Raw genomic sequence first — 25,475 nt, 5'->3', positions numbered from 1 at the left:
AACAATTGATTAAGAAGGAAAATTATATAGTTAATATAATTGGGAGGATTGTATTTGAAACCATACTTTACTGAAGACGCAAGCAATGTTTTAACCATAGCATCAGAATCAGCCGGAAAATTTGGACAAATAAATATTGGAGCTGAGCACATTCTGCTGGGGCTTATCCGGGAAAAGACTGGATTTGTTTCAAGAATTCTTAGTGAAAATGATGTTGCTGATGAAATAATAACTGAAATGATAAAAGAATGGATTCCTGCCGGTGAGACACCGGTATTTGGAGTTGTCCGTGATTATTCGCCATCCGTTATGAAAATAATAGAGAATAGTCACAGTCAGGCAGACTGGTTCCATGCAAAAGCTACAAGTTCAGAACATATTATTTTAGCAATTCTAAAGGATAAAGATAATATGGCGCTAAAATTGATGAAAATATTGGGAGTTGAAGCTCATAAATTATACATAGACATAATTTCGGCTATGAAAGAAAATAAATCTGGCTATGGAGTCAAAGAATCCTATGATGAAAGCGCTGCATGTAAAAAAACAGAAACATTGGATAAATACAGCAGAGATCTTACTGCATTAGCCAGAGCTGAAAAACTGGACCCTCTGATTGGAAGAGAAAAAGAAATACGCAGAATGATTAAGACATTAATGAGAAGAACTAAAAATAATCCTTGTCTAATAGGTGAACCAGGTGTTGGAAAAACTGCAATTGCCGAAGGTCTGGCAATGCTTGTTGCTAAAAACAAGGCACCTGTTTCTATGATGGGTAAAAGAGTAGTTGCATTAGATCTGGCTGGCATTGTTGCTGGCAGTAAATTTAGGGGAGAATTTGAAGAAAGATTTAAAAAAATTATCGGCGAAGTACTGGAGGCTGGTAATATTTTGTTGTTTTTAGATGAGATTCACACAATTGTTGGAGCTGGAGGTGCAGAAGGAGCTATTGATGCTTCTAATATATTGAAGCCATACTTGGCACGAGGAGAAATTCAACTTATAGGCGCAACAACTTTAGAAGAATATCGAAAGTACATAGAAAAGGAAGCTGCATTAGAAAGAAGATTTCAGCCAATAATGGTGGAAGAACCTACCACTGAAGAATCCATATCAATACTCAACGGGGTTCTTAAAAAATATGAGGATTATCATAACATATATATTTTACCGGAAGCAGTTGAAGCCGCAGTGGTTTTGTCCAATCGTTACATTAACGACAGGAGATTGCCGGATAAAGCTTTGGATTTAATAGATGAGGCTGCAGCAGCAATGAGGTTAAAAAGTATTGATATACCACGTGCAGGTGGAAATATATTGACTGTTGATAAAACAGAAATAGCTGAAGTGGTATCTGACTGGACAAATATTCCGGTAAAAAGTCTTACAGAAAAAGAAAGTGAAAAACTTCTTAAGTTAGAAATGCTTATTCATAAACGTATTATAGGACAAAAATCAGCAGTAGATGCAGTAGCAAGGGCTATGAGGCGTGGAAGAGCAGGAATACAAAATCCAAACAAACCCATAGGTTCATTCTTGTTTCTCGGACCTACTGGTGTTGGAAAGACAGAGCTAAGTAAAGTGTTATCAAATATTATGTTTGAAAAAGAACAGTCTTTTATACGAATAGACATGTCGGAATATATGGAGTCTCATTCTATATCAAAAATGATAGGTTCTCCTCCAGGGTATGTGGGCTTTGAAGATGGAGGACAATTGAGTGAATTAGTAAGGCGCAATCCATACTCGGTAATATTATTTGATGAGGTGGAAAAAGCTCATCCTGATGTATTGAATATTTTGCTGCAAGTATTGGAAGACGGTCAGTTAACAGATGCAAAAGGAAAAAAAATCAATTTTAAAAATACTGTTATAATTATGACGTCAAACGTGGGTGCTCATAGGATCATGGTGCCTGAAACTATTGGTTTCACAAGTGTAAACAGCGCTCAAGAAAATTATGAGAAAATGAAAACAAGTGTCATGGCTGAAGTAAAGCGAACGTTTAAACCGGAATTCATTAACAGAATTGATGATGTCATAGTGTTTAATGCATTGAATATTGATGATATGAAACAGATTATGACATTGCTTGTAAATGAACTTTCTAATAGGTGCAAGAAGCTGTATGGAATTAACATTGTAATTGAAAATGCAGTTAAAGAGTATATTGTAGAGAAACATAACGATTTAAAAATGGGTGCCAGGACGTTGAAACGTGCAGTCAAGCAGGAACTTGAAGATGCATTGGCTACTGAGCTCTTATCAAAATATGTTGCACCGGGAAGCAGCATAATAGTTAAGCTTATTGATGAAAAGGTAGTATTTACTGTAATAGACAACTTAAGTTGCAACATTGAATGCTGCGAAAAATTGTATGATAATGTTAATATTTAAGGCGTTACCTATGGGCCGGATAAAATTATCAGAAATTAATTAAAACAAATAATGAAAGATGTTTAGTGAAATGCTGAACGTCTTTTTTATTTTTCATCAATATAATTTTGATAAAATATTTTCGTTTCATGGATTGCAAGAATGTTTCGAAAATTTAGTCAACAAACATAAAAGTATGTCAATGCTTGTTGAAAAACCAAACAATTTAAAGAAAATAAACATTAAAAAATTTTTAAAACTGTGCACTTTTCACTAACTCATAATTTTTAGCAGCAGTATAATGAGTTAAATTTAACAAGGAGGAATTGTTATGAGTTCTAATGAAACAAAATTACAAGATGTTTTAAAATCACGCGGCATAGACATTGCTCAAGTTGACGAGCAATTGGAAGCTGAAATACCAGAAGCAAAAGAGTCTTCAAAAAAATTAATGGAAACTTATTACACCTTAAAAGTTACTGCAGATATGGAAGTTCCATACTGGTACAACAGAAGCTGGTGGGAAAATGACGGCGAATTAATTGAAGTCAGAAGAGCCAGAGCCATGGGAGCTGCTTTATCACACATGACACCAACTATTCAGCCTTATGAAAAAATTGTTATGAACAAGACAAAAAATGTCAGAGGCGGATTCCCTTTCCCTTGGACAACATCAAGCTTTTTCCTTGCTCAAGCAGATGCTTTGATGGCAGAAGTTGATGCTCCTGCTGAGAATGAAGCTGATGCTGTAAGTATTGTTGGCGCCGGTGGTGGAAACGTTACTAAAAGCTATGGCAATATTATCTCTTTAGCTAAGAAATTCGGTATGAGAAAAGAAGAAATTCCGGTACTTGTTAAAACATCTGAACCTTGGAGAGGCATTTCCATAGAAGATATAAGTGATAAATATTCAAGAACATTACCTGGATATGGACAATATAGAGATTTAATGGACAGTGTTGTTTGTATGTTTGACTCCTTTGCAATTGCACAAGGACGTGAAGTATCAAACTACTATGTTCCTTTAGAATATGGCTTTGACAGAATCTTAGAAATATGTGATGAAAAAATGGCTGAAGTAATGGGTGAAGCAGGGGATGACGGAATCCTTGGCATGAGCAGAGGATATTACTATGCAGCCATGAAAGAAATTGTAATGGGTTTGAGCAAATGGTGTGAAAACTATTCAAGACAAGCAGCTTACCTTGCTTCTATTGAACAAGATGCTGAATTGAAAGCTAACTATGAAAAAATCAAAGAAGTTATGCACAATATTGCACATAAGAAACCTGCTAACTTCTGGGAAGCTATACAAATGACAGTATGTTGTCATCTCGGTGTTACAAATGAAGATGCAATGTCAGGATTATCTATTGGTAGACTTGGACAGGTATTGCAGCCATACTATGAACATGACATCCGTGAAGGAATCATGACTGATGAAGAAGTAATAGAAATCCTTGAATTATACAGAATTAAAATTACTTGTATAGAATGTTTTGCTTCTGCCGGAGTATCAGGCGGAGTTCTTTCCGGAAATACATTCAATAACTTGTCAATGGGCGGATTGAACAAAGAAGGACTTACAGCAGTTGTTCCTTTGGAATATTTGATTATTGAAGCAGGAATGAGAAATAGAACTCCTCAGCCAACACTGAGCGTTTTATATGATGAAAAAACACCTGAAGATTTCCTCATGAAAGCTGCATCTTGTACAAAACTTGGACTTGGATATCCAGCATGGATGAACAACCAAGGTGGTATGAACTACATGCTTGACAACTATGGACCGGAAGGCATGAATCTTGAAGATGCAAGAGCTTGGTGCCTGGGAGGATGTCTTGAATCTTCACCTGGATGCTTCCAGCCATTGCATTTTGATGGAAAAGTAACTTGGGTACCTGGAGGAGCTTCTCCAACTTGCGGTACAGGAGTTCACTTCCTTGCAATGCCAAAGATACTTGAACTAGTATTGACAAACGGAGTAGATAAGAGAACAGGCAAAAGAGTATATCCTGCACATAATAAAAATCTTGACTCATTTGAAGCTGTTTATGAGCAATGGAAACAGTACATGAATGATTCAATACTTATTCTTAATAAAGTAAATAACATTCAGATGGATGTATGGAGAAAATACCTTATGCCAGCTGTTAACTCTTTGTTGAAACCTGACTGCTTCAGAAAAGGTCAACACTTGGGTACTATGGGGGCTAGATACAATGCCAGCATCAATGTTGAATCATGCGGAACTATTACACTAATAAATTCATTAGCTTCTATTAAGAAAAACGTATATGACGACAAGAAGTTTACAATAGAAGAAATGACAGATGCAATGATCAACAACTTTGGTTTCAAGACTGCTTATGAAACAGGAGTATTCTCACCAGACTTCAGAGAAAGCACTGAAAACAGCCCTAAATATGAAGAAATATTTGCAGCATGTGTTAATGCACCTAAATATGGAAATGCATTACCATATGTTGACCAATTGCTCAAGACATATGAATACGACATGTATGAAATGGTACATAGCTACAATTCATATTATGGAAAACCATTATACTTATGCCAGATATCAGTTTCAACACATGGTCCTCAAGGATTTATAACATTGGGTACAGCAGATTCCAGACTTGCAGGAACAACATATTCAGATGGTTCTTTGTCAGCAGCACCTGGTACAGATAAGAACGGACTTTATGCATTGTTTGAATCTGCAACTGTATATGATCACGGTATACATCAGAATTCTCAAATGAATCTTAAGCTTCATCCATCAGCAGTAAAAGGTTTGAACGGAACAAGAAAACTTCTTGACGTTGTAAGAGCTTACATGAGAAAAGGTGGATTCCACGTTCAATTCAATATTGTTGACTCAAAGACATTAAGAAGTGCACAGGTAACACCTGACAAGTACAGAGATCTTATGATTCGTGTTGCCGGATTTACACAGTACTGGTGTGAAATCGGAAAACCGATCCAGGATGAAGTTATCTTTAGAACTCAATATGATGAAGCAATAAAAAAATTGATGGAGGTATGATGATGAAACATTATGATTGTAAAAATTATATAAACTTGGACTGCGAAAAAGGACAATGCGCATTAAGTAAAAATTTAATTCCAATAGATGGCGAAGGCAGCGATGCATGCCCAATGTTCATGCAGGCTGAAAAATGCGGAGTTTGCAAGAACTTTGCTGATCCTGACAAGTATGGAGTAGGAACTTGTAAGGGTTTTGCAAAAGAAAACTGGGCATATGCTTCTTGTGGAGCATTTGCATGTGAAAAGTTCAATAAATAACTAAAAAACGAGCAACAATAGGATTTGATATGGATAAAGAAAATATAAATTTAGGCACTGAAAAAAAAGGTTTGATATTTGACATACAGGCATATTCAGTGCATGACGGTCCAGGTTGCAGAACTAATGTTTTCTTTGTAGGGTGTCCGATGACATGCAAATGGTGCGCTAATCCTGAAAGCTGGAACAAGAAAAAACATATTATGTTTTCGGATAAAATGTGCAAATGGGAAAAGGGATGTGCGGCATGCAGAAATGTATGCCCACATCACAACATAAAATTTGATCAGTCAGGCAAACCAAGCATAGACTGGGGCATTTGCATGAAATGTGAAACATTTGACTGCATCAATATTTGTCCAAACAATGCTTTCAAACAGGTCGTTAAGGAATATTCAGTTGATGAACTTGTTGCATTATTGAGGCGGGATTTCAACAGTTGGGGTCCAGACGGAGGAGTAACATTTACAGGCGGAGATCCACTGATGCATTATGAATTTTTGCTGGAGGTATTAAAAAAATGCCATAAACTGCAAATTCATACAGCAATTGAGACTGAAGCATATGCAAAACAGGAAGAATTTTTGGAAATTATGAAGTATATCAATTTTGCATTTATTGATGTCAAGAACATGGACAGAGAAAAGCATAAGGAAGGTACAGGAGTTTATAATGATTTAGTACTTTCAAACATCAGGGCCTTGATTAAAGCAGGTTGGAAAGGAAGATTAATTCTGAGACAGCCAACTATAGCAGGGTACAATGACAGCGTTGAAAATGCTCATAAATTAATTGAGTTTATGAATGAAAATGGATTGTACGAAATTAACCTTTTAAAATTTCATAGACTTGGATTGACCAAGTGGGAACAGTTGGGGAAAGAGTATGAATATAGCAATCATGGAGATATGACAGAAGAAAAAATGGAACTTCTTCAAGGAATATATTTAGATAATAATATAGCTTGCTATATTGGTGATGACACTCCTTTCTGATCTAGGGTACACTAATAGGGCTGGTGATAATGATTGATTTTCATTTCTCCAGCCTTTATTATAATAAGTAGAAAAAAATTAAAATAACATGGAGGAAGTAAATGAAAACAGCAAAAAGAGTATGTCTTTATCTATTAGGATTTTTAATATTAGCAATTGGAATAAATATTTCGAAACGAGCAGGTCTCGGTATTTCTCCTGTTAGTTCAATTCCTTATGCCTGTGAACTTGTTTGGGGAGTTGAACTTGGAAAGGCAACATATTTTGTTTACATGGGATTAATGGCACTGCAGATAATATTGTTGAGAAAAGATTATAAAGTAAGAAACTTGTTGCAGATTGTTCCGACTTTTATTCTTGGCACTTTCATAACATATACCAGCACAAAATATTTGTTGTTTTGGTTGCCAGCTCCTGGCAATTACGTAATGCAACTTGTATATTTGGCAATAAGTATAGTGGTTATCGGTATCGGTGTTTCCGGATTCCTTATTCCAAACATCATGCCTCTTCCGGCAGAAGGTCTTTGCGCTGCTATTGTGCAGGTGAGCAAGGATAAAATAAAGTTTGGTAATGCTAAGGTTGGAGTTGACACAGGCATGGTTTTAATATCAGCACTTTTGTCTCTTGTATTTTTAGGGTCATTGAAGACAGTAAGAGAAGGAACAATTTTAGCTGCATTGCTTGTTGGAAAAGTTGTCGGTTTTATTATGAAAAACTATAAACCGAGAATCGTTGAATGGTTAGACAAAGGTGAGGTAGAAGAAGAGAACAAAGCTGTTTAAGTTGCTTGTATAGTTTGTAAGTTTGAATTATAATAAATTATTATAATTCAAACTTATATTGGAGGTATTTTATGTTAATTGAAAACTCTCACATATATACTTACATTAAAGAATGTTTAGATAATATTCCTGTTTTGACTTTGAAAAAGGGAACATGTTTTTCAAGGGCAGAAAATATAGATAATCAAATTTATTATATTCTAGAGGGTACAGTTAAAATAGAAAGTTATTCTGACTTGGGCAAAAAAGTACTTTTAGATGTCATTTCAGAAAATGAGTTTGCCGGACAGATCAGTTATTTTAGAAAGCATAATTTTTATGGCAATAATATTGCCGTGACTGATGTTGTACTGCTGTGCCTGAATACTGATATGATGAACGTGTTAATGAAAAATTCAGAATTTTCTACTTTCTTTTATTTTAAGACCAGCAGCAGGGTTTATGTAATGTATAAAAAAATGCTCATGAGCAATTTGTTTTCTCAGTGCGAGCTTGTATCCTACTATGTCCTGGAGAATTCATGCAATTGCAAATTTATCTATAAAAGCATTTATGACATATGTGACAACTTGAATATTAGCAGAAGAAGTTTATATAACATCTTAAATAAGTTTGAATCTGAAGGCATTATTGAAAAATTAGATAATGGTCCATATAAGATTATAAATGAAAAATACTTGAAGGATAAATCTGATAGAGTTAAAAGGTTTTCAGAAAACAACTATTAGTAATGGATGTAAAACAGTTGCTTTTATATTAATGTGGTTCAAAAAATGTTTTTAATTAGTTATGATTAATACCGGACTGTCAAATTACTCATTGTGGATTGGCAGTCTTGTTTATTAATTTAGGTAAAAGCATAAATTATAGGGAGGATAAAATGGAGGTCGCTTTACAATTAAATTGTTCGAATATTGATTTTAATAATGTTTGTGAAATTTTAAAACGAGTTGGCATGGGGTATTTTGATGGTGAGGTTCATAAAAAAGCATTTGAGAACAGCCACAGTGTTGTGTTTGCTTTCCATGAGGAACAAATGATAGGGTTTGGTCGGGCTATTTCAGACGGAGCTTATGAAGCTGCAGTTTATGATATAGCGGTAGTACCTGAATATCAGGGGAATGGTGTAGGTAAATTAATTATGGAGAGCATCATACAACGTCTTTCTCATTGTAACATAATACTATTTGCATCTCCAGGAAAAGAACCGTTTTATCAAAAGTTAAATTTCAGGAAATTGAAAACAGGAATGGCAATATTCGGTAAAGAAGAGCAAATGCATTCAGCAGGATTTACTGAATAATGTTGACTTTATATTCATCTAAGCTTAATATATAAGAACAATGTGAAAGTAATAAAAACAAAATTGAAAAGGCAAAACCATTGAAAAGTGGTGACGCAAAGCCGTGAGTCTAAAGCTTAATGCCATGATTGTCAGGTTGCCAAATTAGTAATGCTATTTTTATAGTTTTATTTTTTATAGGCAACAATGTTGCCTATTTTTTTATTATATTGGAAAATGCTGTGCAATTATACATAAAACCTTGTAAGTATTGTTACGTACTGCCGTTAAGGAGTTACAGTGAGGGGACACAATTTCTTTGTGGTAGTGGCGCAGCAAAATTTTGTGCGTTGAAGATATCTTTACACTTTTCAGTTGATTTATTATTTGCACAAATTCAATGAGATGAGATAATAGGAGGTAAAATTATAGTATAAGGATTCCATATGACCCAAAAGATATAAAAGTCTAAAATTGAATAACAAAAGTGAAGCAAGTATGCTAACGGAATTGGGAAATCTGTTTATAGTACGTAAATTATTTCTACAGGAAAATGTGAAAGAAATTTATGAGCTAGCTAAATTAAATCAACTTAGGAGAGTTTACATGAAGCTTAAAATTAGAAAAGATTTGTCAATTAGAGGAAGACTGCTGCTTGGGTTCGGCATAATAACTGTAATTCTTGCATTTATTGGTTTGCTTTCAATTTCTGCACTGGGAAATATAGATGAAAGTACAACTATTATTGCTGAAAACAGTCTGCCCAGCGTAATGTATTCAAGTGAAATGAACACAGCCGTTTCAGATTTCAGAATATATGAATTAGGTCATGTTTTATCGGAAGAAAAATCTGAACTTGCTCAATATGAAGAAAAAATGAATTCAAAGAACATTGAAATAAATAATTATATTGATTTGTACAACGGTTTAATCAGCAATGACACAGACAGGGCACTTTTAGAATCTATAAAATCAAAATGGAATGAATATTTGAAAATAAATGAAGAGATTGTTGCATTAAGCAATGGTCAAAAGTCAGAAGAAGCTGAAGTACTGGCAAAAGGAAACTCAAGAGTAGTATTTGACGAAGTATCAGCTATGTTGGTTGAATTGGCAGAATTTAATCAGCAAAATGCAGATTTGGAAAATCAGAATGCTGATAAACTTTATTCGTTTACAAGCACTATTTTAATAATAGTAGTTATAATTTCTATTATTATCAGTATAGTATTAAGCCTTGCAATTACTAAAGGTATAGTAAATCCAATAAACAATCTTGTTGAAGTTTCAGATGAATTGGCAATTGGAAATGTAAATGTAAATGTTAGTACAAATTCAAATGATGAAATAGGAAGACTCATGAAAGCCTTTGAAAGGATGATTGAAAACATCCGTTCTCAAGCTTTGACAGCGCAAAGCATTGCAGAGGGAGATTTGACTATAAATGTGGAAGCCAGATCGGATAAAGATATACTTGGAATTAAGCTTGCTGAAATGGTTGCAAATAACAATGCTATTCTATCAAACATCAGTGTTGCTTCTGAAGAAGTGGCAGCTGGTGCAAGCCAGATATCTGAATCAAGCATTATGCTGTCACAGGGAGCAACAGAACAAGCAAGCTCCATAGAAGAATTGACAGCATCTCTAGAAGAAATTTCTGCTCAGACGTCTATGAGTGCTAAAAATGCCAATAAAGCAAATGAATTTGCAGAAAAAGCTAAATTTACTGCAGAAAGCGGCAATCAGCAAATGAAGGAAATGCTTAATGCCATGGATGAAATTAATAGTTCATCAACAAATATATCAAAAATTATAAAGGTGATTGATGACATAGCTTTCCAAACAAATATACTTGCTCTTAATGCGGCTGTAGAAGCTGCACGAGCTGGACAGCATGGCAAGGGGTTTGCGGTGGTTGCAGAGGAAGTAAGAAATCTTGCTGCACGATCTGCCAGTGCCGCTAAAGAAACAACGGAAATGATCGAAAATTCCATTAAAAAATCACAGGTTGGAACTAATATAGCACAAAATACAGCAAAAGCCCTGGATGAAATTGTTGAAGAGGTTGAAAAAGTAGCAAATTTAGTTAATGATATAGCAACATCATCAAACGAACAAGCAGCAGGTCTTGAGCAAATTAATATTGGTATTATGCAGGTGTCACAGGTTGTACAGGCAAATTCAGCAACATCTGAAGAAGGTGCTGCTGCAAGCGAAGAGCTGACAAGTCAGGCACAAATGTTAAAAGAGATGGTAGGAAAGTACAAACTTAAAAAGTAAAAACAAAAAGATTTGCGATGAACGCAAATCTTTTTTCATATGAAGTGTTTCATAGACTCAATGTCTTTTATGTAAATGTAATTTGAATTATATTCCACCAGGCCATCATTTCTCATTTTGTTGAGTTCTCTTGAAAGGGAAGAACGCTGAACTCCCAGTTTTTCAGCCAGGTCCTTTTTCGTCATGTTCAATTTAACATTTGTGCTTCCCTGGGAGAATGATTCAATAAGCAGGAAATCAATGATTAACTGTCTAATCGTCTTCATGGTCAGGGATTTTATTTTGTTTGAAAGGATAAGTGTCTTGCTTGACAGTGACATGAGAAAACTCTTTAAAAAGCATTCATTTTTTTGACAAAGCGCCAGTACAAGAGAACTTTTCATGTGAAGCAAAGTGCAGTCGGTCTTTGCTGTAATTGTCATGGGATAGTTGCTGCTGGCTGAAAAAAGAAGGTTTTCTCCCAAAACGTCTCCGCTCATAAAATCACTGATTGTAAGTATTTTACCGTCCTGGTCGATTTTTTGTATTGTTATGATTCCATTTAATATTACGTCTAGGCTCTCACATTTTTCATTTTGCAGATATATGATGGAATTTTTTTCGTAATCTTTCACGGTATAATAACGTTCATCAAAAATATTTTCAAGTTCTTCAGAGTTGAAACATTTGAACAATTCAGTGTTTTCAAGTATTTTAATAAAATCCTTCATGACATTTCCTTTCTTATGGGATTTAAGAATATTTTACAAAAAGTTACCGTGGTAACTGTTTTAACAACTGATTTATATTATAGTTGTTTAAAGCTGAACAATCAATATAAACGGAGGGCGTTATGCAAAATATTTACAACCATCTCAGGGCAAAGGGCAAAATAGTAATCATGCCTGTCTTAATTCTAATAGTTCTCATTTCAATTTATATTTTCAACAATTTGCAAAAAAATGATTCTGCAGTGGTATATGCAAACAATGGCACATTTATTGAAGCATCAGGAACCGTAGAAAGCAATGTAATTTCCTTGAGCAGCGAAGTAACAGGAACAATCGAAAAAATAAATATTGAAGAAGGCGACAGTGTTAAAGCAGGAGACATAGTAGCAGAAATTAATAGCAGCAATCTTAAAAACCAATATGAACAGTCACTGACAAACCTTAAGATTTCAGAGAAAAATCTTGAGCTTCTTGAGAAAAGCCTTAATAACTTAATAATTCAGAATCAGGACATGTCAAAACAATCTGAAAGTGCCTATTTAACAGCTAAGGCTGAATATGAAAAGGTAATTGATGGTGCAAGCGATGATGAAATAAACCAGGTGCAGGAAGCAGTGAAGCAGGCTGAAGCAAATCTTGAATATGCAGAATCTGCAGCAGATAGAACAAGAATTTTGCTTGATGAAGGAGCGGTTTCACAGAGCAAGTATGACGAGGTGCTGAAGAGTCACGACATAGCCCTGGCACAGTATAACTCAGCACTGTCACAGCTTAACATTATTAAATCATATCCTACGGAAGAAATCGAATCAGCTGCAAAAAACAAAATGCTTCAGGCAAAATCCGGATATGAACTTTCTATTTCATCGGGAAACACACAAATTGCTCAGCTTGAGAGCAAGATTGCAATAGCAAAAGTACATCTTGAACAAGCACAAAAAAGTGTGGAACAGTCTAAAACAGAACTTGACAAGACATTTATAAAATCTCCTGCAGACGGTTTGGTAAATACACTTGTTGCAAACAAAGGAGAATTTGTAACAGCGGGAAAATTGCTTGCTGAAATATATGAAAAACAAAATACAGAAATAAGATCTTACGTTTCGGAAAAAAATATAGGACTTGTAAAGGTTGGGCAGGAAGCCGAATTGTATGTGGATTCAGATAGCTCCATAACATTTAAAGGCAAAGTTTCAAGAATAAGTGAAGAAGCTGAGTTCACTCCAAAGAACATACAGACAAAGGAAGAAAGAGTAAATACAGTCTTTGAAGTGACAATAAATCTTGAGGATTCTCATGGGGTTGTGAAACCCGGAATGCCTGTTGACATAAAAATCAAGGTGGATTAGGAGGAATTATGGAACATGAAATTCAGACATTATCCCTTGTTAAGAATTTTGGTGACGTTACGGCTGTAGATAAATTAAATATTAATGTTAGAAAAAATTCAATTTATGGTCTATTGGGTCCTGACGGCGCAGGCAAGACAACAACCATGCGAATGCTGTGCTCTCTTTTAAAGCCTGACAGCGGCACTGGAAAAATCGGGGGACTTGATATTGTAAAAGACAGCGAAGAACTGAAAAAACATATTGGTTACATGCCTCAAAAATTTAGTCTGTACGGGGATCTTACCGTAATTGAGAATCTTGAGTTTTATTCTGAAATATACCAGGTTCCAAAACTGGAAAGCAAGGAAAGAATTAAATTTCTGCTTGAATTCAGCAGCCTGTTAAACCATTCTTACAAGCTTGCAGATCAGCTGTCAGGAGGAATGAAGCAAAAGCTTGCCCTTTCATGCAACTTGATTCACACTCCTAAATATTTGTTTCTGGATGAGCCCACCATAGGTGTAGATCCTGTTGCAAGAAGGGAGCTTTGGAAAATACTTTTTGACTTAAGGGAGCAGGGGGTCACTATTTTTGTGAGCACACCATACATGGATGAAGCTGAAAGGTGTGATGAAATAGGGCTCATGTACAATGGAAGCATTATAAAAAATGACAGACCTGACAACATAATAAGAGATTTCGGCAAACACATTTTGTGCATTGTTTCTGATGACAGTTATGCTGCAAGAGAAGCTGCTCTGGGAACCGCCAGTGCAAAGGATGTGTACCTGCTTGGGGAAGAACTCCATGTTGTTTCAGATAACATGGAAATCACAAAAAACATACTTGAAGAATCATTAAAAAACTTGAATTTAGAATACACCATAAATGAAATAACACCTACTCTTGAGGATGTGTTTGTGAATATTGTAAAAAGCCGCTCGGAGATGACATATGGAAAACGCAATTGAAATCAGGAATTTTACAAAATTGTTTGGAGAATTTGTTGCCGTAAACAATGTAAGCTTTGATGTGAAAAAAGGAGAAGTGTTTGGTTTTTTAGGTCCTAACGGTTCAGGCAAGACTACGGTCATAAGAATGATTCTCGGCCTATTAAATCCAACGTCAGGCTCAGGTCACGTACTTGGATGTGACATAAGGGAGGACAGGGAAAAACTAAGGAGCAAAATTGGTTACATGTCTCAGAAATTCAGCCTTTACGAAGAGCTGACTGTAGAAGAAAATCTGGATTTTTACGGGGGAGTTTACTGTATACAAAAAGATAAGCTTAAGGAAAAGAAAAAAGAAATTCTTAAGATGGCAGATTTGTGGGGAAAAGAAAAGATGATTGTTTCTAATCTTTCAGGAGGGTGGAAGCAGAGACTTGCTCTTGGATGCTCCATAATACATGAACCTGAAATACTTTTGCTGGATGAGCCTACAGGAGGTGTTGACCCCATAGCAAGAAGGCAGTTTTGGGATATAATTTACAAATTGTCAAAAAAAGGTGTTACCATTCTTGTTACAACCCACTACATGGATGAAGCTGAACACTGCAATTCAATTGGTTTTCTATATTATGGCAATATTTTGTCACTGGACACTCCAAACAATATGAAAGAAAAAATAATAGAGGGGAATATAGTTGAAATAAAGTCTGACAGCACATTGAAGGCTATTGAATGTAAGCCAACTCTTGAGGACGTGTTTGTTTTCCTGGTGGAAAGCGAAAAAAGAAAAAAAGAGGTGACAAAATGAATTTCAACATGAACAGAATAAAGGCAATAATCAAAAAAGAATTTTCACAGATTAAAAGAGACAAAAGAACCATTGCCATAATAATAATGATGCCCATCATGGAGCTTTTGTTGTTCGGATATGCAGCCTCAACAAGCGTCGACCACATTCCTACAGCAGTGCTGGATAACGACATGGGAAGGGAAAGCAGGGAGCTCATAGAAAACCTTACAAATTCTAAATACTTCGATATGGATTATTATGCCGAAAGCATGGATGACATTGAATACTACATAGACAACGGCTATGCTAAGGCAGGAATTGTTATACCCCCTGATTTTTCAGCTGATTTAAAAGACGGCAAATCTGCACAGATACAGCTTATAGTTGACGGGACAGATCCAACAACGGCGCAGACTATACTATCAAGTGCAGGAGGAGTGGTTCAGTCAATGTCTGTAGAAATAATTAAGGAAACAAGAGGAACAACTGTGCCTAAGTCACTGGATTTGAGAAGCAGAGTGTGGTACAATCCAGACATGAGCAGCATTTACTTCAACATCCCGGGACTCATAGGAGTTATACTTCAAACTGTTACACTCATGCTTACTTCGTTTTCCATAGTGAGGGAAAGGGAAAGAGGTACAATGGAGCAGCTCATAGTGACTCCCATAACAAAAATGGAGCTAATGATAGGAAAAATCATTCCCTATGTAATAATAGGCTTTGTGGACATTGTTCTGGCACTGGCTCTTTCAGTGTTCTGGTTCAGGGTACCCATAGCAGGAAGCATTACACTTCTTTTAATGTTCTCGGCAGTATTTTTGTTCGGAGCGCTGGGAGTGGGACTAATAATTTCGACTGTTTCAAAAAGCCAGCTTCAGGCAATGCAGCTATCAATGTTCATGATAATGCCAAATATACTTCTTTCAGGCTACATGTTTCCCAGAGAAGCAATGCCGGAAATTATACATGGATTAAGCAACGTGCTTCCCCTCACATATTTTATCAAGGTTCTTCGGGGAATTATTTTAAAGGGAAACGGATTTGGAGAACTTTATAAAGAATTTACAATTCTTGTTGCTTTCGGCATAGCCTTTCTAGCCCTTGCAACATTAAAATTTAAAAAGAAAATTGATTAATCAGGAGGATTTATGACATCGACAATTGCCTTGTATGTAATTGCCATAGCAGCCTTGGCTGTATCTTTTGTAAAAAGCAGACTTAACACAAAACTCGCCTTGAAGAAGGCATGGAAATCATTTGAAAATATTTTACCGCAGTTTCTTTCAATACTGGTTATCATCGGCATCATGTTAGCCATTTTAACACCGGATCAAATTTCAAGCATGATTGGAAACGAGTCCGGGTGGTTTGGAGTAATCATTGCTTCGGTAATAGGAGCAATAACACTTATTCCGGGATTTATTGCATTTCCCCTTGCTGCAGCTCTTTTAAAAAGCGGAGCAGGCTACATGCAGATTGCAGCATTCATATCAACTCTCATGATGGTTGGTGTGGTTACTATGCCTGTTGAAATGAAATTTTTTGGAAAGAAGGCAACTCTCATTAGAAACGCAGAAGCATTTGTGTTTTCGTATATAGTTGCATTTGTTATGGGGGTGTTTCTGTAATGGATAAGTTTAAAAAAATAATAAAAAGATACAAGGTATTTTTTGCTCTTGCAGCAGTAAACATTGCAGTAATAATCTTCAGACCTGACATAGGAATGAAATCAATCGACTTGACAATAGACAATGCCCTTGAAATGCTTTCCATATTGCCCCCTATTTTTATACTCCTTGGGCTTTTGGATGTATGGGTGAAGAAAGAAACAATGATTAAGTACATGGGAGAAAAATCAGGGATTGTGGGAGTGCTGCTTGCGTTCTTCCTTGGCTCAGCAGCAGCCGGTCCTTTGTATGCAGCTTTTCCTGTGGCAGTTGTCCTTCTCAAAAAAGGAAGCAAGCTATCAAATGTGCTCATTATGATAGGAGCATGGTCAACAACAAAAATTCCTCTTCTTTTGTTTGAGGCATCCTCCATGGGAATAAAATTCATGACACTTAGATTTGTCCTTGATATTTTTGGAATAGCATTCATTGCATATACAACGGAAAAATTGCATTCAAGTGAAGAAAAGGATGAAATTTACAAAAATGCAGTCAAGGCTGAGTAAAAATAAGTAAAATTTATGCTGTAACTGTATATTTTGTTAATAATAAAATTGACACTTCAACAACTCAGTGATACAATAAGTTGGAAACCGACCGGTCGGTCGAAAATTGGAGGGAATTTTGAAAAAATTATTGACATTATTATTAGTTACAGCATTAGTTTTTACTGGATGCGGCAAGACAGATGATATCAGTGCCGAAGTTACAGAAGAATCATATACAGCTGTAGAGGTGGAAACATTGAAACCAATAGAGCTGCATATTGAAAATATTATGACAGCAAAGACTTATGCAGACAAGGACGTGTATGTTGTGCCTCTCATGTCCGGAAAAGTTGAAAGCATCAATGTGAAGGTTGGAGACAGGGTTAAAAAGGATGATGTGTTATTCGTTATGGATACGGATAGTATTACAAACCAGGTCAATCAAGCTCTTGCTGCATATGAATCAGCCAAGGCAGGATATGAAGTCAGCGTATCACAAATTGAAAATGCTAAAAAATCATTTGAAAGAATCCAAAAGCTTTACGAAGAAGGAGCAGTACCTGAAAGTCAATACGATCAGGCAAAGCTTGCTGCATCAGACGAGTCTTTGGAAGTTGCTGCAAAAAGTGTTGATCAGGCAAGAGTTGCCTATGAAAACGCAGCAGATGCTTTGGACAATGCAGTTGTAAAGGCTCCCATATCAGGAGTTATTTCAGACATAAGCATTGTTGAAGGAGAATTTGCAACTTCAGCAAAACCTCCTGTTACAATTGTTGATTCAGACAGCATAACAATTGAACTTGCTGTTCCAGGAAACATGGTTAACAAACTTCATAAGGGAACAGAAGCTAATGTTGAAATCAGTGCTGCAAATTACAGCGAAAAAGCAGTAATCGACAGCATCAGCACCAGCTCAGACCCAATGACAAATCTTTATACAGTGAACATCATACTTGAAAACAACGGATCTATTAAACCTGGAATGTTTGCCAAAATAAACTTTGAAACAGACAAAATCGAAAATGCTCTGGCTGTTAAGACAGAAGCTGTTGTTGACAGAGACGGAAAAAGTTATGTCTATGTTGTTAACGGCGATGTATCTGAAGAAAGAGAAGTTGTTACAGGACTTGACACTGGTTCGTACATAGAGATTAAATCTGGTCTTGCAGCAGGAGATACTGTAATAGTGAAAGGACAGGATTACATCACAGGCGGCAGCAAAATAAAGGTAGTAAGGGGTGAATAAGCATGTTTGCTAAGTTTTCAGTAAAAAAACCCGTTACAATAACCATGATGATATTGATAGTTATAGTTCTGGGAGCCATATCCCTGAGCAAACTGTCAATAGACCTGCTTCCTAACATTGAGCTACCAATAGCAATTGTTCAAACCACGTACTCAGGAGCAGGACCTGAAGAAGTTGAAAATCTCATAACTGTTCCAATGGAACAGGCTGTTGGTACCATAGAAAATATCGACACAATTACTTCTTATTCAAATGAAGGAAGCTCACTGTTGCTGATGCAGTTTAATTTCGGCACAGACATGGACGAAGCAACACTTCAGATGAGAGAAAAAATTGATATGATAAAAGGCTTCCTGCCTGACGGAACAACGTCACCTATTGTAATGAAAATAGACCTTGACAGCATGCCCATAGTGCAGCTTGCAATTTCAAGCAAAGGAAGTCTTCAGACAACTCAGAAGTTAGCAGAGGATGTAATTCAGCCTCGACTCGAAAGAATAGAAGGAACTGCTTCAGCAGATGTTTCAGGTGGACTTGAGCGAGAAGTTGAAATAATGCTAAAGGAAGAAATGACAAAGGGCTACAATTTGAGCCAAAGCTACATTTCCGGAATACTTAAGTCTGAAAACCTAAACCTTTCTGGCGGAACGGTCATGAAGGGAAGCAACGAACTTACAGTAAGGACTGTAGGAGAATTTAAAGATATTGAAGAAATAAGAAATTTAAATATTACTCTTCCCAAAGGAGGAACAGTTAGATTAAGTGACATAGCTGATGTTGAATTTGTGAACAAAGATCAGTCTACTGTAACAAAACTTAACGGACAGGACGTTGTTCAAATATCCGTTATGAAACAATCTGACGGAAATACTGTAAGTGTTGCAAAAGACGTTACTAAGGAACTTGAAAAAATTCAGAAGGAATATCCTGATTTAAAGATTGAAACGGTTTTTAACCAGGCAGATTACATAAACCAGTCCATTGATAATTTAAAAAACACTGCTATTACTGGAGCGATGCTTGCTGTAGTAATACTATTGATATTTTTGAGAAGTTTCAAAACAACATTGGTAATAGCTCTTTCCATACCAATATCAATAATAACCACATTTGTTCTTTTATACTTTGCAGGAATAACACTGAATATGATGACCATAGGTGGTCTTGCTCTGGGTGTTGGTATGCTGGTTGACAACTCCATAGTTGTACTGGAGAATATTTACAGGCATCGAAGTCTTGGAATGGACAGAATAAATGCTTCTATTGAAGGAGCAAACGAAGTATCAATGGCAGTAACAGCTTCCACACTTACAACAGTTGCCGTATTTATTCCAATTGTGTTTACCGGAGGACTTGCAGCCACCATATTCAGAGATTTTGCCCTAACAATAGTAATGGCTCTCTTGAGCTCACTTTTGGTAGCACTGACACTTGTTCCAATGATGTCATCAAAGTTGGTTTCAGTAAGAAACCTCGAGTCCGAAGAAGAACAGGAGAAAAAACACGGCAAAATTGTTACAACATACAAGAGAGTTCTTAGCTGGAGTTTGAGACATAGAATTACAACTGTCTTGACAGCAATAGCAATATTTGCAGCAAGTATTGCAATGGTGGCTTCAGTTGGAGCAGAGTTTTTCCCTGCTACGGACGAAGGACAAATCAGCATAAGTGTTACTCTTCCTGACGGAGCGGAAGTTACTCAAGTTGATGATACTTTAAGCGAAATAAATGAAATTATTAAAGAAATACCTGAAGTTAAGACGGTGTTCACCTCAGCAGGCAGCGGGGGAATGATGGGCATATCAAGCGGCTCAAATGCAGGAAGCATAATGGTAATGCTTACAGACCTGGCTGACAGGGACAGAAGCGTCAAGGAAGTCAGCGATGAAATGAGAACATTGCTTAAAGATGTTCCTGGTGCTGAAATAAGCGTTACAGAAACTTCAACCATGTCCATGGGCATGAGCGGAGGAGCAATATCTATAGCTATTAAGGGTGATGATCTTGACACATTAAAAGGCATTGGCGAGGACTTCAAGAAAATCATTGAAAATGTAGACGGAACAAGAGAAGTAGAATCAAGTTATGAAGACGGAATCCCTCAGGTACAAATTATAGCTGATAGAGGAATTGCATCTCAATATGGTCTTACAACTGCTCAAATAGGCTCTCAGGTTGGAAACACTCTTGCAGGTTCAACTGTTACAAAATTCAAAATTGACGGAGATGAGCTTGATGTAGTTTTAAAAGGAGACAATATGTACGGACAAAGCATGTCGCTTTTGGATATGCTTCCAATAACAACTCCTGCAGGTGGAACAATTCCCCTTTCTGAAGTAGCGGAAATTAAAACAGCCAAAGGCCCTGTAAGAATAACAAGAGAAAACCAGACAAGGACTCTCACCGTTACAGGAAGTGTTGCAGGAAGAGACGTTCAGTCAGTTTCCAACGACATTACAAAGGCACTTGCGGATTATGAGATGCCAAACGGATACAGCTACACATTTGGAGGAGAAACAGAACAAATACAAGAAACTTTTGCAGATTTGTTTATGGTTATGATAGTTGCTGTAGCCCTTGTTTACATGATAATTGCAGCACAGTTTGAATCGCTGATCCAGCCGTTGTCAATCATGTTTTCTGTTCCTCTTGCTTTGTCAGGAGGATTTATAGGACTGTTTGTCACAGGGCTGCCTCTGAATGTAATAGGTCTCATAGGTTTGATTATACTTGTTGGTATAGTAGTTAATAACGCCATAGTGCTTGTTGATTATGTGAACAACAGGAGAAGAAACGGTGAAGACAGGACTTCAGCAATTATGAAGGCAGGTCCTATAAGAATAAGACCAATCTTGATGACTGCACTGACAACTATTCTGGGTCTGGTGCCAATGGCTTTAGGAATCGGAGAAGGAGCAGAGCTTACACAATCCATGGGTGTTGTAGTAATCGGAGGCTTGGCATTGTCCACTGTTTTGACATTGGTTCTTGTACCGGTTATGTACACAATATTTGATGATATTACAGAATTTTTCAAAAGAAAATTCATTAAACATAAAAATACAGTAGAACAAAATTAGGAGGATTCAGTGGCGGAATTCAATCAAAAAAGACAAGATATTTTAAACTCTGCCATGGAGTTATTTAAAGAAAAGGGATTTCATAATACCAGGATGGAAGAAATTGCTTTGAAGGCAGGGGTAGGCAAAGGCACACTGTATGAATACTTCACCAGCAAGCAGGAAATTTTTGATGAAACCTGCATTGAAAAAGTGACAGGAATCAAAGATAAAATTGAGGAAATAAGCTTAAGGGACATTACTTTCAGAGAAAAGCTCACAGAAATGATATCGATGAAACAAGGCAGTGAAAAATGTCATGAACCAACTATCGAAGGTATAATGTCCAATAAAAACATAATTTCCGAGAAAGTGGTTTATGCCATGATGAACCATGTTTCAGACATGAATAAAATCATAATCAGAATGGTAGAGCAGGGCAAAAAAGAAGGATTTGTTAACAAGAATATTCCTTCCGATTTGGTAGTAACAATGATTGTTGGAACCGTCAGCGAGTTTATCAGAAACAAATGTACAAACAATTTCGCCGGAATTAGCGGAGAAGAAATTATAATAAATTTACTTTTCAACGGTTTTGGTGTAAAATAAATAAAAACATTAAATACGGGAGGGCGTATGAAAAGAAAAATTGCGCTGTTATTGGCGATGGTACTTACATTGAGTACAATACAAACAAATTATGCTTTGGCAGATGAAGAAACAGCTGTTGAAACAACTGCTGAAACCACAGAAGTGACTGTACAGCCTCTTCAGCTTTCAATTGAAGATGCCATTAAGCTGGCTGTTGAAAACGACAGGGGAATGTGGAAAATTAATGATGGTATAAAACAAATGCAACAAATGAGAAAAGACGGAAGTGATGCCAAAGAACAGGCAGAAATGATAATGGATCTTGATCTTGGTACATTATCTATGCTGAACATAGATGTTTCAAGCAACTATGTTGAAACACTTCTTGCAAAGAATGGGTATTACATAAAGACAGCTGATACTCAAATGAAGCTTCTTGAAAAAAACAAAGAAGTTCTTACAGCTGGCATAGAACTCGGTACAATAAGAATCTACTACAACGTCTTGGTTGCAGAAAAAACAATTGAAATAAATCAGGCGAAACTTGCCAGCGCAAATGAACAGTTAAGAGTTATAAATCTTAAGTTCAACACCGGTTCTGCTACAAAAGCTGAAGTTTTAAGCGGAGAAATGGCAGTTCAGCAGGCTCAGACGGACCTGGATTCAGCCAATGACGATTTAAACATGGCAAAACTAAATCTATTAAATGGATTGAATCTGCCTTTTGATACAGAAGTAATCCTTACAAGCAAGGATTTAAGTTATGTTCCCACACAACAGCTAAACCTTAATGCAGCAATTGAGAAGGCAAAAAAAGACAGAACGGAAATAATCGAAGCGGAAAATGCATTAGAAGTTCAGAAAATAAAAACTCATGTATATACTGCATACTACACTTCTAACTTAAGACAACACAAAGCTGCTGTAGAAGAACTTAAAGATGCAGAGCTTAATGTACCTCAGGCATACAAAGATGTGGAGCTTGATGTTAGAACATCATATCTGAACCTTGTTAAGGCAGAAAGATCTTTGGTAAACATGGATAAGACTGTTGAACTGGCAAAGGAAGCAGCAAGAATCAACAAGCTTCTATATGCAAACGGCATGGCTGCTGCAGCTGATGTTATTTCTGCAGATGCAAATCTCGCTCAGGCTGAAATAGGACGTTACCAGGTCCTGGTTGCTTACAATTTAAGCAAGCTTATGTTTGACAATTCAAACTTAATTGGTTCATCAGGTTATTAGAGGTAATTGACAAAATGAACATTGAAATAAGAAATGCAAAACAAGAAGATCTTGATAGAATTGCACACTTAGAGTCGGTGTGCTTTCCTCCTGAAGAAGCAGCCACCAGGGATTCATTCAAAAGAAGAATAAATACATTTCCTGAAAGCTTTTTTGTAGCTGTAACAGATGAGAAAATAATAGGTGTTGTGAACGGATGCATGACAAACAGTCCTGTAATATTTGATGAAATGTTTCATGACGACACTACTCATCTTCCTGATGGTGAAAATCAAGCAATATTCGGACTGCTGGTTGACCCTGGATACCAAAGGAAAGGTATTGCAGAAAAGCTTCTTAATCACATAATAGAATTGTCAAAAGAAAGAGGTAAGAAAGCTGTAATACTAACATGCAAGGAAAAACTTATACATTATTACGCAAAGTTTGGTTTTGAAAATCTGGGAGTTTCAGGTTCAACACACGGCGGAGCTAAGTGGTATGACATGATTTTAAAATTGAATTAAATTAGTAAAATAGGAAGTCAATTAGACTTCCTATTTTTATACTAATTAATATTGAAATTAACAGTGAATTCGGAATCCCAGATTGTAGGGGAGGACTACTGTCCTCCCGGAAATGACAAAATTCAAAATTATTGAATTAATAAAACAGGCATATACAAGATCCGCCAACATAAAATTCAAAAATTTAAATGCAATATGCCAATTTAGCCCAAATATTGCTTTATATTGATAAAAAGGTTGAAATATAGCTCAAATTATAGTATAATCGGAAAAGTTGGCTTAAAATCTGCTTGTATTTAACGTTTAATCGTGAAATCATTATTAATTTAACAAACTGTTGTTAATTATAATGGTCGAATCATATAAATATCGTCTAAAAAAACGTTATCAGAGAAAAGCCTGCATTTTTGAATGGGAGGTTAAAAAGCACCTATCAACAAAAAATTAACAATACATGGGAGGTAAAAATGTCAAATTTAAATTCAACAGATGAAAGAGGTTCATGGGGATCCAGAGTAGGCTTTTTGCTTGCAGCAGCAGGTTCTGCCATAGGGCTTGGAAACGTATGGAAGTTTCCGTATTTATGCGGTGAATATGGCGGTGCAGTCTTTATTTTCACTTATATAGCAATACTTGTATTAGTTGGTTTCACAATTATGCTCACAGAGCTAATTCTGGGCAGACATTCTCATCAGGGTCCGGTTGGAGCCTACAGGGCAATCAAGAAAAGATGGTCTTGGGTCGGAATAATAGGAATACTGGCATCTTATTTAATATTGACTTATTACAGCGTAATAGGCGGATGGATAATAAAATACATTGTTTCTGCCTTCACTGGTAATTTTAATACAACAGATATCGATGCTCTTGGAAACATATTTACAACTTTCATAGGCAAGCCATTTGAACCTTTGATATACCACGCTATATTCATAACACTGACCTTGGGCATTGTAATGGGTGGTATACAGGGAGGTATAGAAAAGGCAAGCAAGATGATGATGCCTGCATTGTTTATAATACTGTTTGTTGTAGTTATCAGAGCCGTTACACTGCCTGGAGCATCAGCAGGTCTTGAATACATGCTGAAACCTGACTGGTCGAAGTTCGGCATTAAGGTAATAATTGCAGCTCTTGTACAGGTGTTTTTCTCTTTAAGTCTTGGTATGGGAGTTATAATAACATATGGAAGCTACCTTGATAAAAATGAAAAGCTTACAACAAGCTCAGTGCAAATTCCGCTTATGGACTCTGCTGCAGCACTTTTATCAGCATTTGCAGTATTGCCTGCAGTGTTTGCTCTTGGTTACAACCCATCAGCAGGACCTGGACTGTTGTTCATAACATTGCCTGGAGTATTTGCAAAAATGCCAATGGGTTCGATTTTTGGTTCCATGTTCTTCATATTTGTTCTTTTTGCAGCACTATCATCATCAATATCACTGCTTGAAGCGGCAGTGACATATTTTGTAGATGAGCATGGCTGGAAAAGAAAAAATGCAACAATTATTTTAGGAGCAGTAGCATTTTTAATAGGTGTTCCTTCATCATTGGCCAATGGACCGTTATTTGGTGAAATAACATTTATTAATGGAATGAACTTCTTTGATTCAATTAGTTTCCTGGCTGAAAATCTTCTTCTGCCTCTTAGCGCATTCATGCTGAGTATTTTTGTTGGATGGGTATGGGGAACAGATAAGGCTCTCAAAGAAGCAACTAATAATGGAACTGTGAAGTTTGGCTTAGCCGGAATGTGGGCTTTTTCAATCAAATATTTGGCACCAATAGGAATAGGATTTATCTTGATTCAAAATATCATAGCTTTATTTTAAATAAAAAAATGTGCTATTATAAGCACATCA

At 36.3% G+C, this 25,475-nt stretch carries 21 protein-coding genes and 1 riboswitch; of the genes, 20 read left to right on the top strand and 1 reads right to left on the bottom strand.

The window, feature by feature from the left end; all coding sequences use genetic code 11:
* The first annotated feature begins 54 nt into the window (after positions 1–54).
* From BN358_RS14105 to BN358_RS14070, 8 genes are all read left to right on the top strand, one after another.
* Positions 55–2,397: an ATP-dependent Clp protease ATP-binding subunit gene (locus BN358_RS14105; protein WP_019229291.1), complete on the top strand. Its 2,343-nt coding sequence runs from the start codon at positions 55–57 to the stop codon at positions 2,395–2,397.
* 310 nt (positions 2,398–2,707) lie between these two features.
* Entirely contained in the window at positions 2,708–5,425 is a 2,718-nt protein-coding gene (hpdB, locus tag BN358_RS14100) for a 4-hydroxyphenylacetate decarboxylase large subunit (RefSeq protein ID WP_019229290.1), read from the top strand.
* Positions 5,426–5,427: 2 nt separating this feature from the next.
* Entirely contained in the window at positions 5,428–5,685 is a 258-nt protein-coding gene (hpdC, locus tag BN358_RS14095; RefSeq protein ID WP_051011017.1) for a 4-hydroxyphenylacetate decarboxylase small subunit, read from the top strand.
* A 29-nt stretch (positions 5,686–5,714) separates the two neighbouring features.
* Positions 5,715–6,680: a 4-hydroxyphenylacetate decarboxylase activase gene (gene hpdA / locus BN358_RS14090; RefSeq protein WP_019229288.1), complete on the top strand. Its 966-nt coding sequence runs from the start codon at positions 5,715–5,717 to the stop codon at positions 6,678–6,680.
* A 101-nt stretch (positions 6,681–6,781) separates the two neighbouring features.
* Positions 6,782–7,465 (top strand): YitT family protein, encoded by a 684-nt coding sequence (locus BN358_RS14085; RefSeq protein ID WP_019229287.1) that lies wholly within the window; start codon positions 6,782–6,784, stop codon positions 7,463–7,465.
* Positions 7,466–7,536: 71 nt separating this feature from the next.
* Positions 7,537–8,193, top strand: a complete 657-nt coding sequence (locus tag BN358_RS14080) for a Crp/Fnr family transcriptional regulator (protein ID WP_019229286.1) — start codon at positions 7,537–7,539, stop codon at positions 8,191–8,193.
* A 152-nt stretch (positions 8,194–8,345) separates the two neighbouring features.
* Entirely contained in the window at positions 8,346–8,768 is a 423-nt protein-coding gene (locus tag BN358_RS14075; protein WP_019229285.1) for a GNAT family N-acetyltransferase, read from the top strand.
* Between the two features lie 60 nt (positions 8,769–8,828).
* Positions 8,829–8,912, top strand: a riboswitch (cyclic di-GMP riboswitch).
* 441 nt (positions 8,913–9,353) lie between these two features.
* Entirely contained in the window at positions 9,354–11,027 is a 1,674-nt protein-coding gene (locus BN358_RS14070; RefSeq protein ID WP_019229284.1) for a methyl-accepting chemotaxis protein, read from the top strand.
* 35 nt (positions 11,028–11,062) lie between these two features.
* On the opposite strand, the gene BN358_RS14065 is transcribed toward BN358_RS14070, so the two are convergent.
* Positions 11,063–11,737: a Crp/Fnr family transcriptional regulator gene (locus tag BN358_RS14065; protein WP_019229283.1), complete on the bottom strand. Its 675-nt coding sequence runs from the start codon at positions 11,735–11,737 to the stop codon at positions 11,063–11,065.
* 122 nt (positions 11,738–11,859) lie between these two features.
* On the opposite strand from BN358_RS14065, the gene BN358_RS14060 reads away from it, so the two are divergent.
* From BN358_RS14060 to BN358_RS14005, 12 genes are all read left to right on the top strand, one after another.
* A complete protein-coding gene (locus BN358_RS14060) occupies positions 11,860–13,086 on the top strand; it encodes an HlyD family secretion protein (RefSeq protein WP_019229282.1) in 1,227 nt (408 codons plus the stop codon).
* Positions 13,087–13,094: 8 nt separating this feature from the next.
* The gene (locus BN358_RS14055) at positions 13,095–14,039 is read left to right on the top strand and encodes an ABC transporter ATP-binding protein (RefSeq protein WP_019229281.1); all 945 of its coding nucleotides are present in this window, start codon (positions 13,095–13,097) and stop codon (positions 14,037–14,039) included.
* Positions 14,023–14,826 carry an ABC transporter ATP-binding protein gene (locus BN358_RS14050; protein ID WP_019229280.1) on the top strand — a complete coding sequence of 268 codons (804 nt, stop codon included), beginning with the start codon at positions 14,023–14,025 and terminating at the stop codon, positions 14,824–14,826. Before BN358_RS14055 ends, BN358_RS14050 begins: the two co-directional genes overlap by 17 nt.
* The gene (locus BN358_RS14045; protein WP_019229279.1) at positions 14,823–15,947 is read left to right on the top strand and encodes an ABC transporter permease; all 1,125 of its coding nucleotides are present in this window, start codon (positions 14,823–14,825) and stop codon (positions 15,945–15,947) included. Before BN358_RS14050 ends, BN358_RS14045 begins: the two co-directional genes overlap by 4 nt.
* 12 nt (positions 15,948–15,959) lie before the next feature.
* Positions 15,960–16,439: a permease gene (locus BN358_RS14040; RefSeq protein ID WP_019229278.1), complete on the top strand. Its 480-nt coding sequence runs from the start codon at positions 15,960–15,962 to the stop codon at positions 16,437–16,439.
* On the top strand, positions 16,439–16,984 hold the full coding sequence (locus BN358_RS14035) for a permease (RefSeq protein ID WP_019229277.1): 546 nt from the start codon (positions 16,439–16,441) through the stop codon (positions 16,982–16,984). The genes BN358_RS14040 and BN358_RS14035 overlap by 1 nt, the downstream gene beginning before the upstream one ends.
* A 118-nt stretch (positions 16,985–17,102) precedes the next feature.
* Positions 17,103–18,212 (top strand): efflux RND transporter periplasmic adaptor subunit, encoded by a 1,110-nt coding sequence (locus BN358_RS14030; protein ID WP_019229276.1) that lies wholly within the window; start codon positions 17,103–17,105, stop codon positions 18,210–18,212.
* 2 nt (positions 18,213–18,214) lie between these two features.
* The gene (locus tag BN358_RS14025) at positions 18,215–21,292 is read left to right on the top strand and encodes an efflux RND transporter permease subunit (protein ID WP_019229275.1); all 3,078 of its coding nucleotides are present in this window, start codon (positions 18,215–18,217) and stop codon (positions 21,290–21,292) included.
* A 9-nt stretch (positions 21,293–21,301) separates the two neighbouring features.
* Positions 21,302–21,880 (top strand): TetR/AcrR family transcriptional regulator, encoded by a 579-nt coding sequence (locus tag BN358_RS14020; RefSeq protein ID WP_019229274.1) that lies wholly within the window; start codon positions 21,302–21,304, stop codon positions 21,878–21,880.
* A 27-nt stretch (positions 21,881–21,907) separates the two neighbouring features.
* A complete protein-coding gene (locus BN358_RS14015) occupies positions 21,908–23,107 on the top strand; it encodes a TolC family protein (RefSeq protein ID WP_019229273.1) in 1,200 nt (399 codons plus the stop codon).
* 14 nt (positions 23,108–23,121) lie between these two features.
* Positions 23,122–23,613 carry a GNAT family N-acetyltransferase gene (locus tag BN358_RS14010; RefSeq protein ID WP_019229272.1) on the top strand — a complete coding sequence of 164 codons (492 nt, stop codon included), beginning with the start codon at positions 23,122–23,124 and terminating at the stop codon, positions 23,611–23,613.
* 467 nt (positions 23,614–24,080) lie between these two features.
* On the top strand, positions 24,081–25,445 hold the full coding sequence (locus BN358_RS14005) for a sodium-dependent transporter (protein WP_019229270.1): 1,365 nt from the start codon (positions 24,081–24,083) through the stop codon (positions 25,443–25,445).
* Positions 25,446–25,475: the final 30 nt, after the last annotated feature.

Origin of the sequence: Sedimentibacter sp. B4, assembly GCF_000309315.1 — a bacterium.
Classification (GTDB): domain Bacteria; phylum Bacillota; class Clostridia; order Tissierellales; family Sedimentibacteraceae; genus Sedimentibacter; species Sedimentibacter saalensis.
The sequence above is the reverse complement of the archived record's forward strand: the minus strand, read 5'-3'. Positions and strand labels throughout refer to the sequence as shown.

Coding starts and splice junctions, on each gene's coding strand:
- hpdB (WP_019229290.1), top strand. CDS start 2,708: ATGAGTTCTAATGAAACAAAATTACAAGATGTTTTAAAATCACGCGGC.
- hpdC (WP_051011017.1), top strand. CDS start 5,428: ATGAAACATTATGATTGTAAAAATTATATAAACTTGGACTGCGAAAAA.
- hpdA (WP_019229288.1), top strand. CDS start 5,715: ATGGATAAAGAAAATATAAATTTAGGCACTGAAAAAAAAGGTTTGATA.
- BN358_RS14085 (WP_019229287.1), top strand. CDS start 6,782: ATGAAAACAGCAAAAAGAGTATGTCTTTATCTATTAGGATTTTTAATA.
- BN358_RS14080 (WP_019229286.1), top strand. CDS start 7,537: ATGTTAATTGAAAACTCTCACATATATACTTACATTAAAGAATGTTTA.
- BN358_RS14075 (WP_019229285.1), top strand. CDS start 8,346: ATGGAGGTCGCTTTACAATTAAATTGTTCGAATATTGATTTTAATAAT.
- BN358_RS14070 (WP_019229284.1), top strand. CDS start 9,354: ATGAAGCTTAAAATTAGAAAAGATTTGTCAATTAGAGGAAGACTGCTG.
- BN358_RS14065 (WP_019229283.1), bottom strand. CDS start 11,737: ATGAAGGATTTTATTAAAATACTTGAAAACACTGAATTGTTCAAATGT.
- BN358_RS14060 (WP_019229282.1), top strand. CDS start 11,860: ATGCAAAATATTTACAACCATCTCAGGGCAAAGGGCAAAATAGTAATC.
- BN358_RS14055 (WP_019229281.1), top strand. CDS start 13,095: ATGGAACATGAAATTCAGACATTATCCCTTGTTAAGAATTTTGGTGAC.
- BN358_RS14050 (WP_019229280.1), top strand. CDS start 14,023: ATGGAAAACGCAATTGAAATCAGGAATTTTACAAAATTGTTTGGAGAA.
- BN358_RS14045 (WP_019229279.1), top strand. CDS start 14,823: ATGAATTTCAACATGAACAGAATAAAGGCAATAATCAAAAAAGAATTT.
- BN358_RS14040 (WP_019229278.1), top strand. CDS start 15,960: ATGACATCGACAATTGCCTTGTATGTAATTGCCATAGCAGCCTTGGCT.
- BN358_RS14035 (WP_019229277.1), top strand. CDS start 16,439: ATGGATAAGTTTAAAAAAATAATAAAAAGATACAAGGTATTTTTTGCT.
- BN358_RS14025 (WP_019229275.1), top strand. CDS start 18,215: ATGTTTGCTAAGTTTTCAGTAAAAAAACCCGTTACAATAACCATGATG.
- BN358_RS14015 (WP_019229273.1), top strand. CDS start 21,908: ATGAAAAGAAAAATTGCGCTGTTATTGGCGATGGTACTTACATTGAGT.
- BN358_RS14010 (WP_019229272.1), top strand. CDS start 23,122: ATGAACATTGAAATAAGAAATGCAAAACAAGAAGATCTTGATAGAATT.
- BN358_RS14005 (WP_019229270.1), top strand. CDS start 24,081: ATGTCAAATTTAAATTCAACAGATGAAAGAGGTTCATGGGGATCCAGA.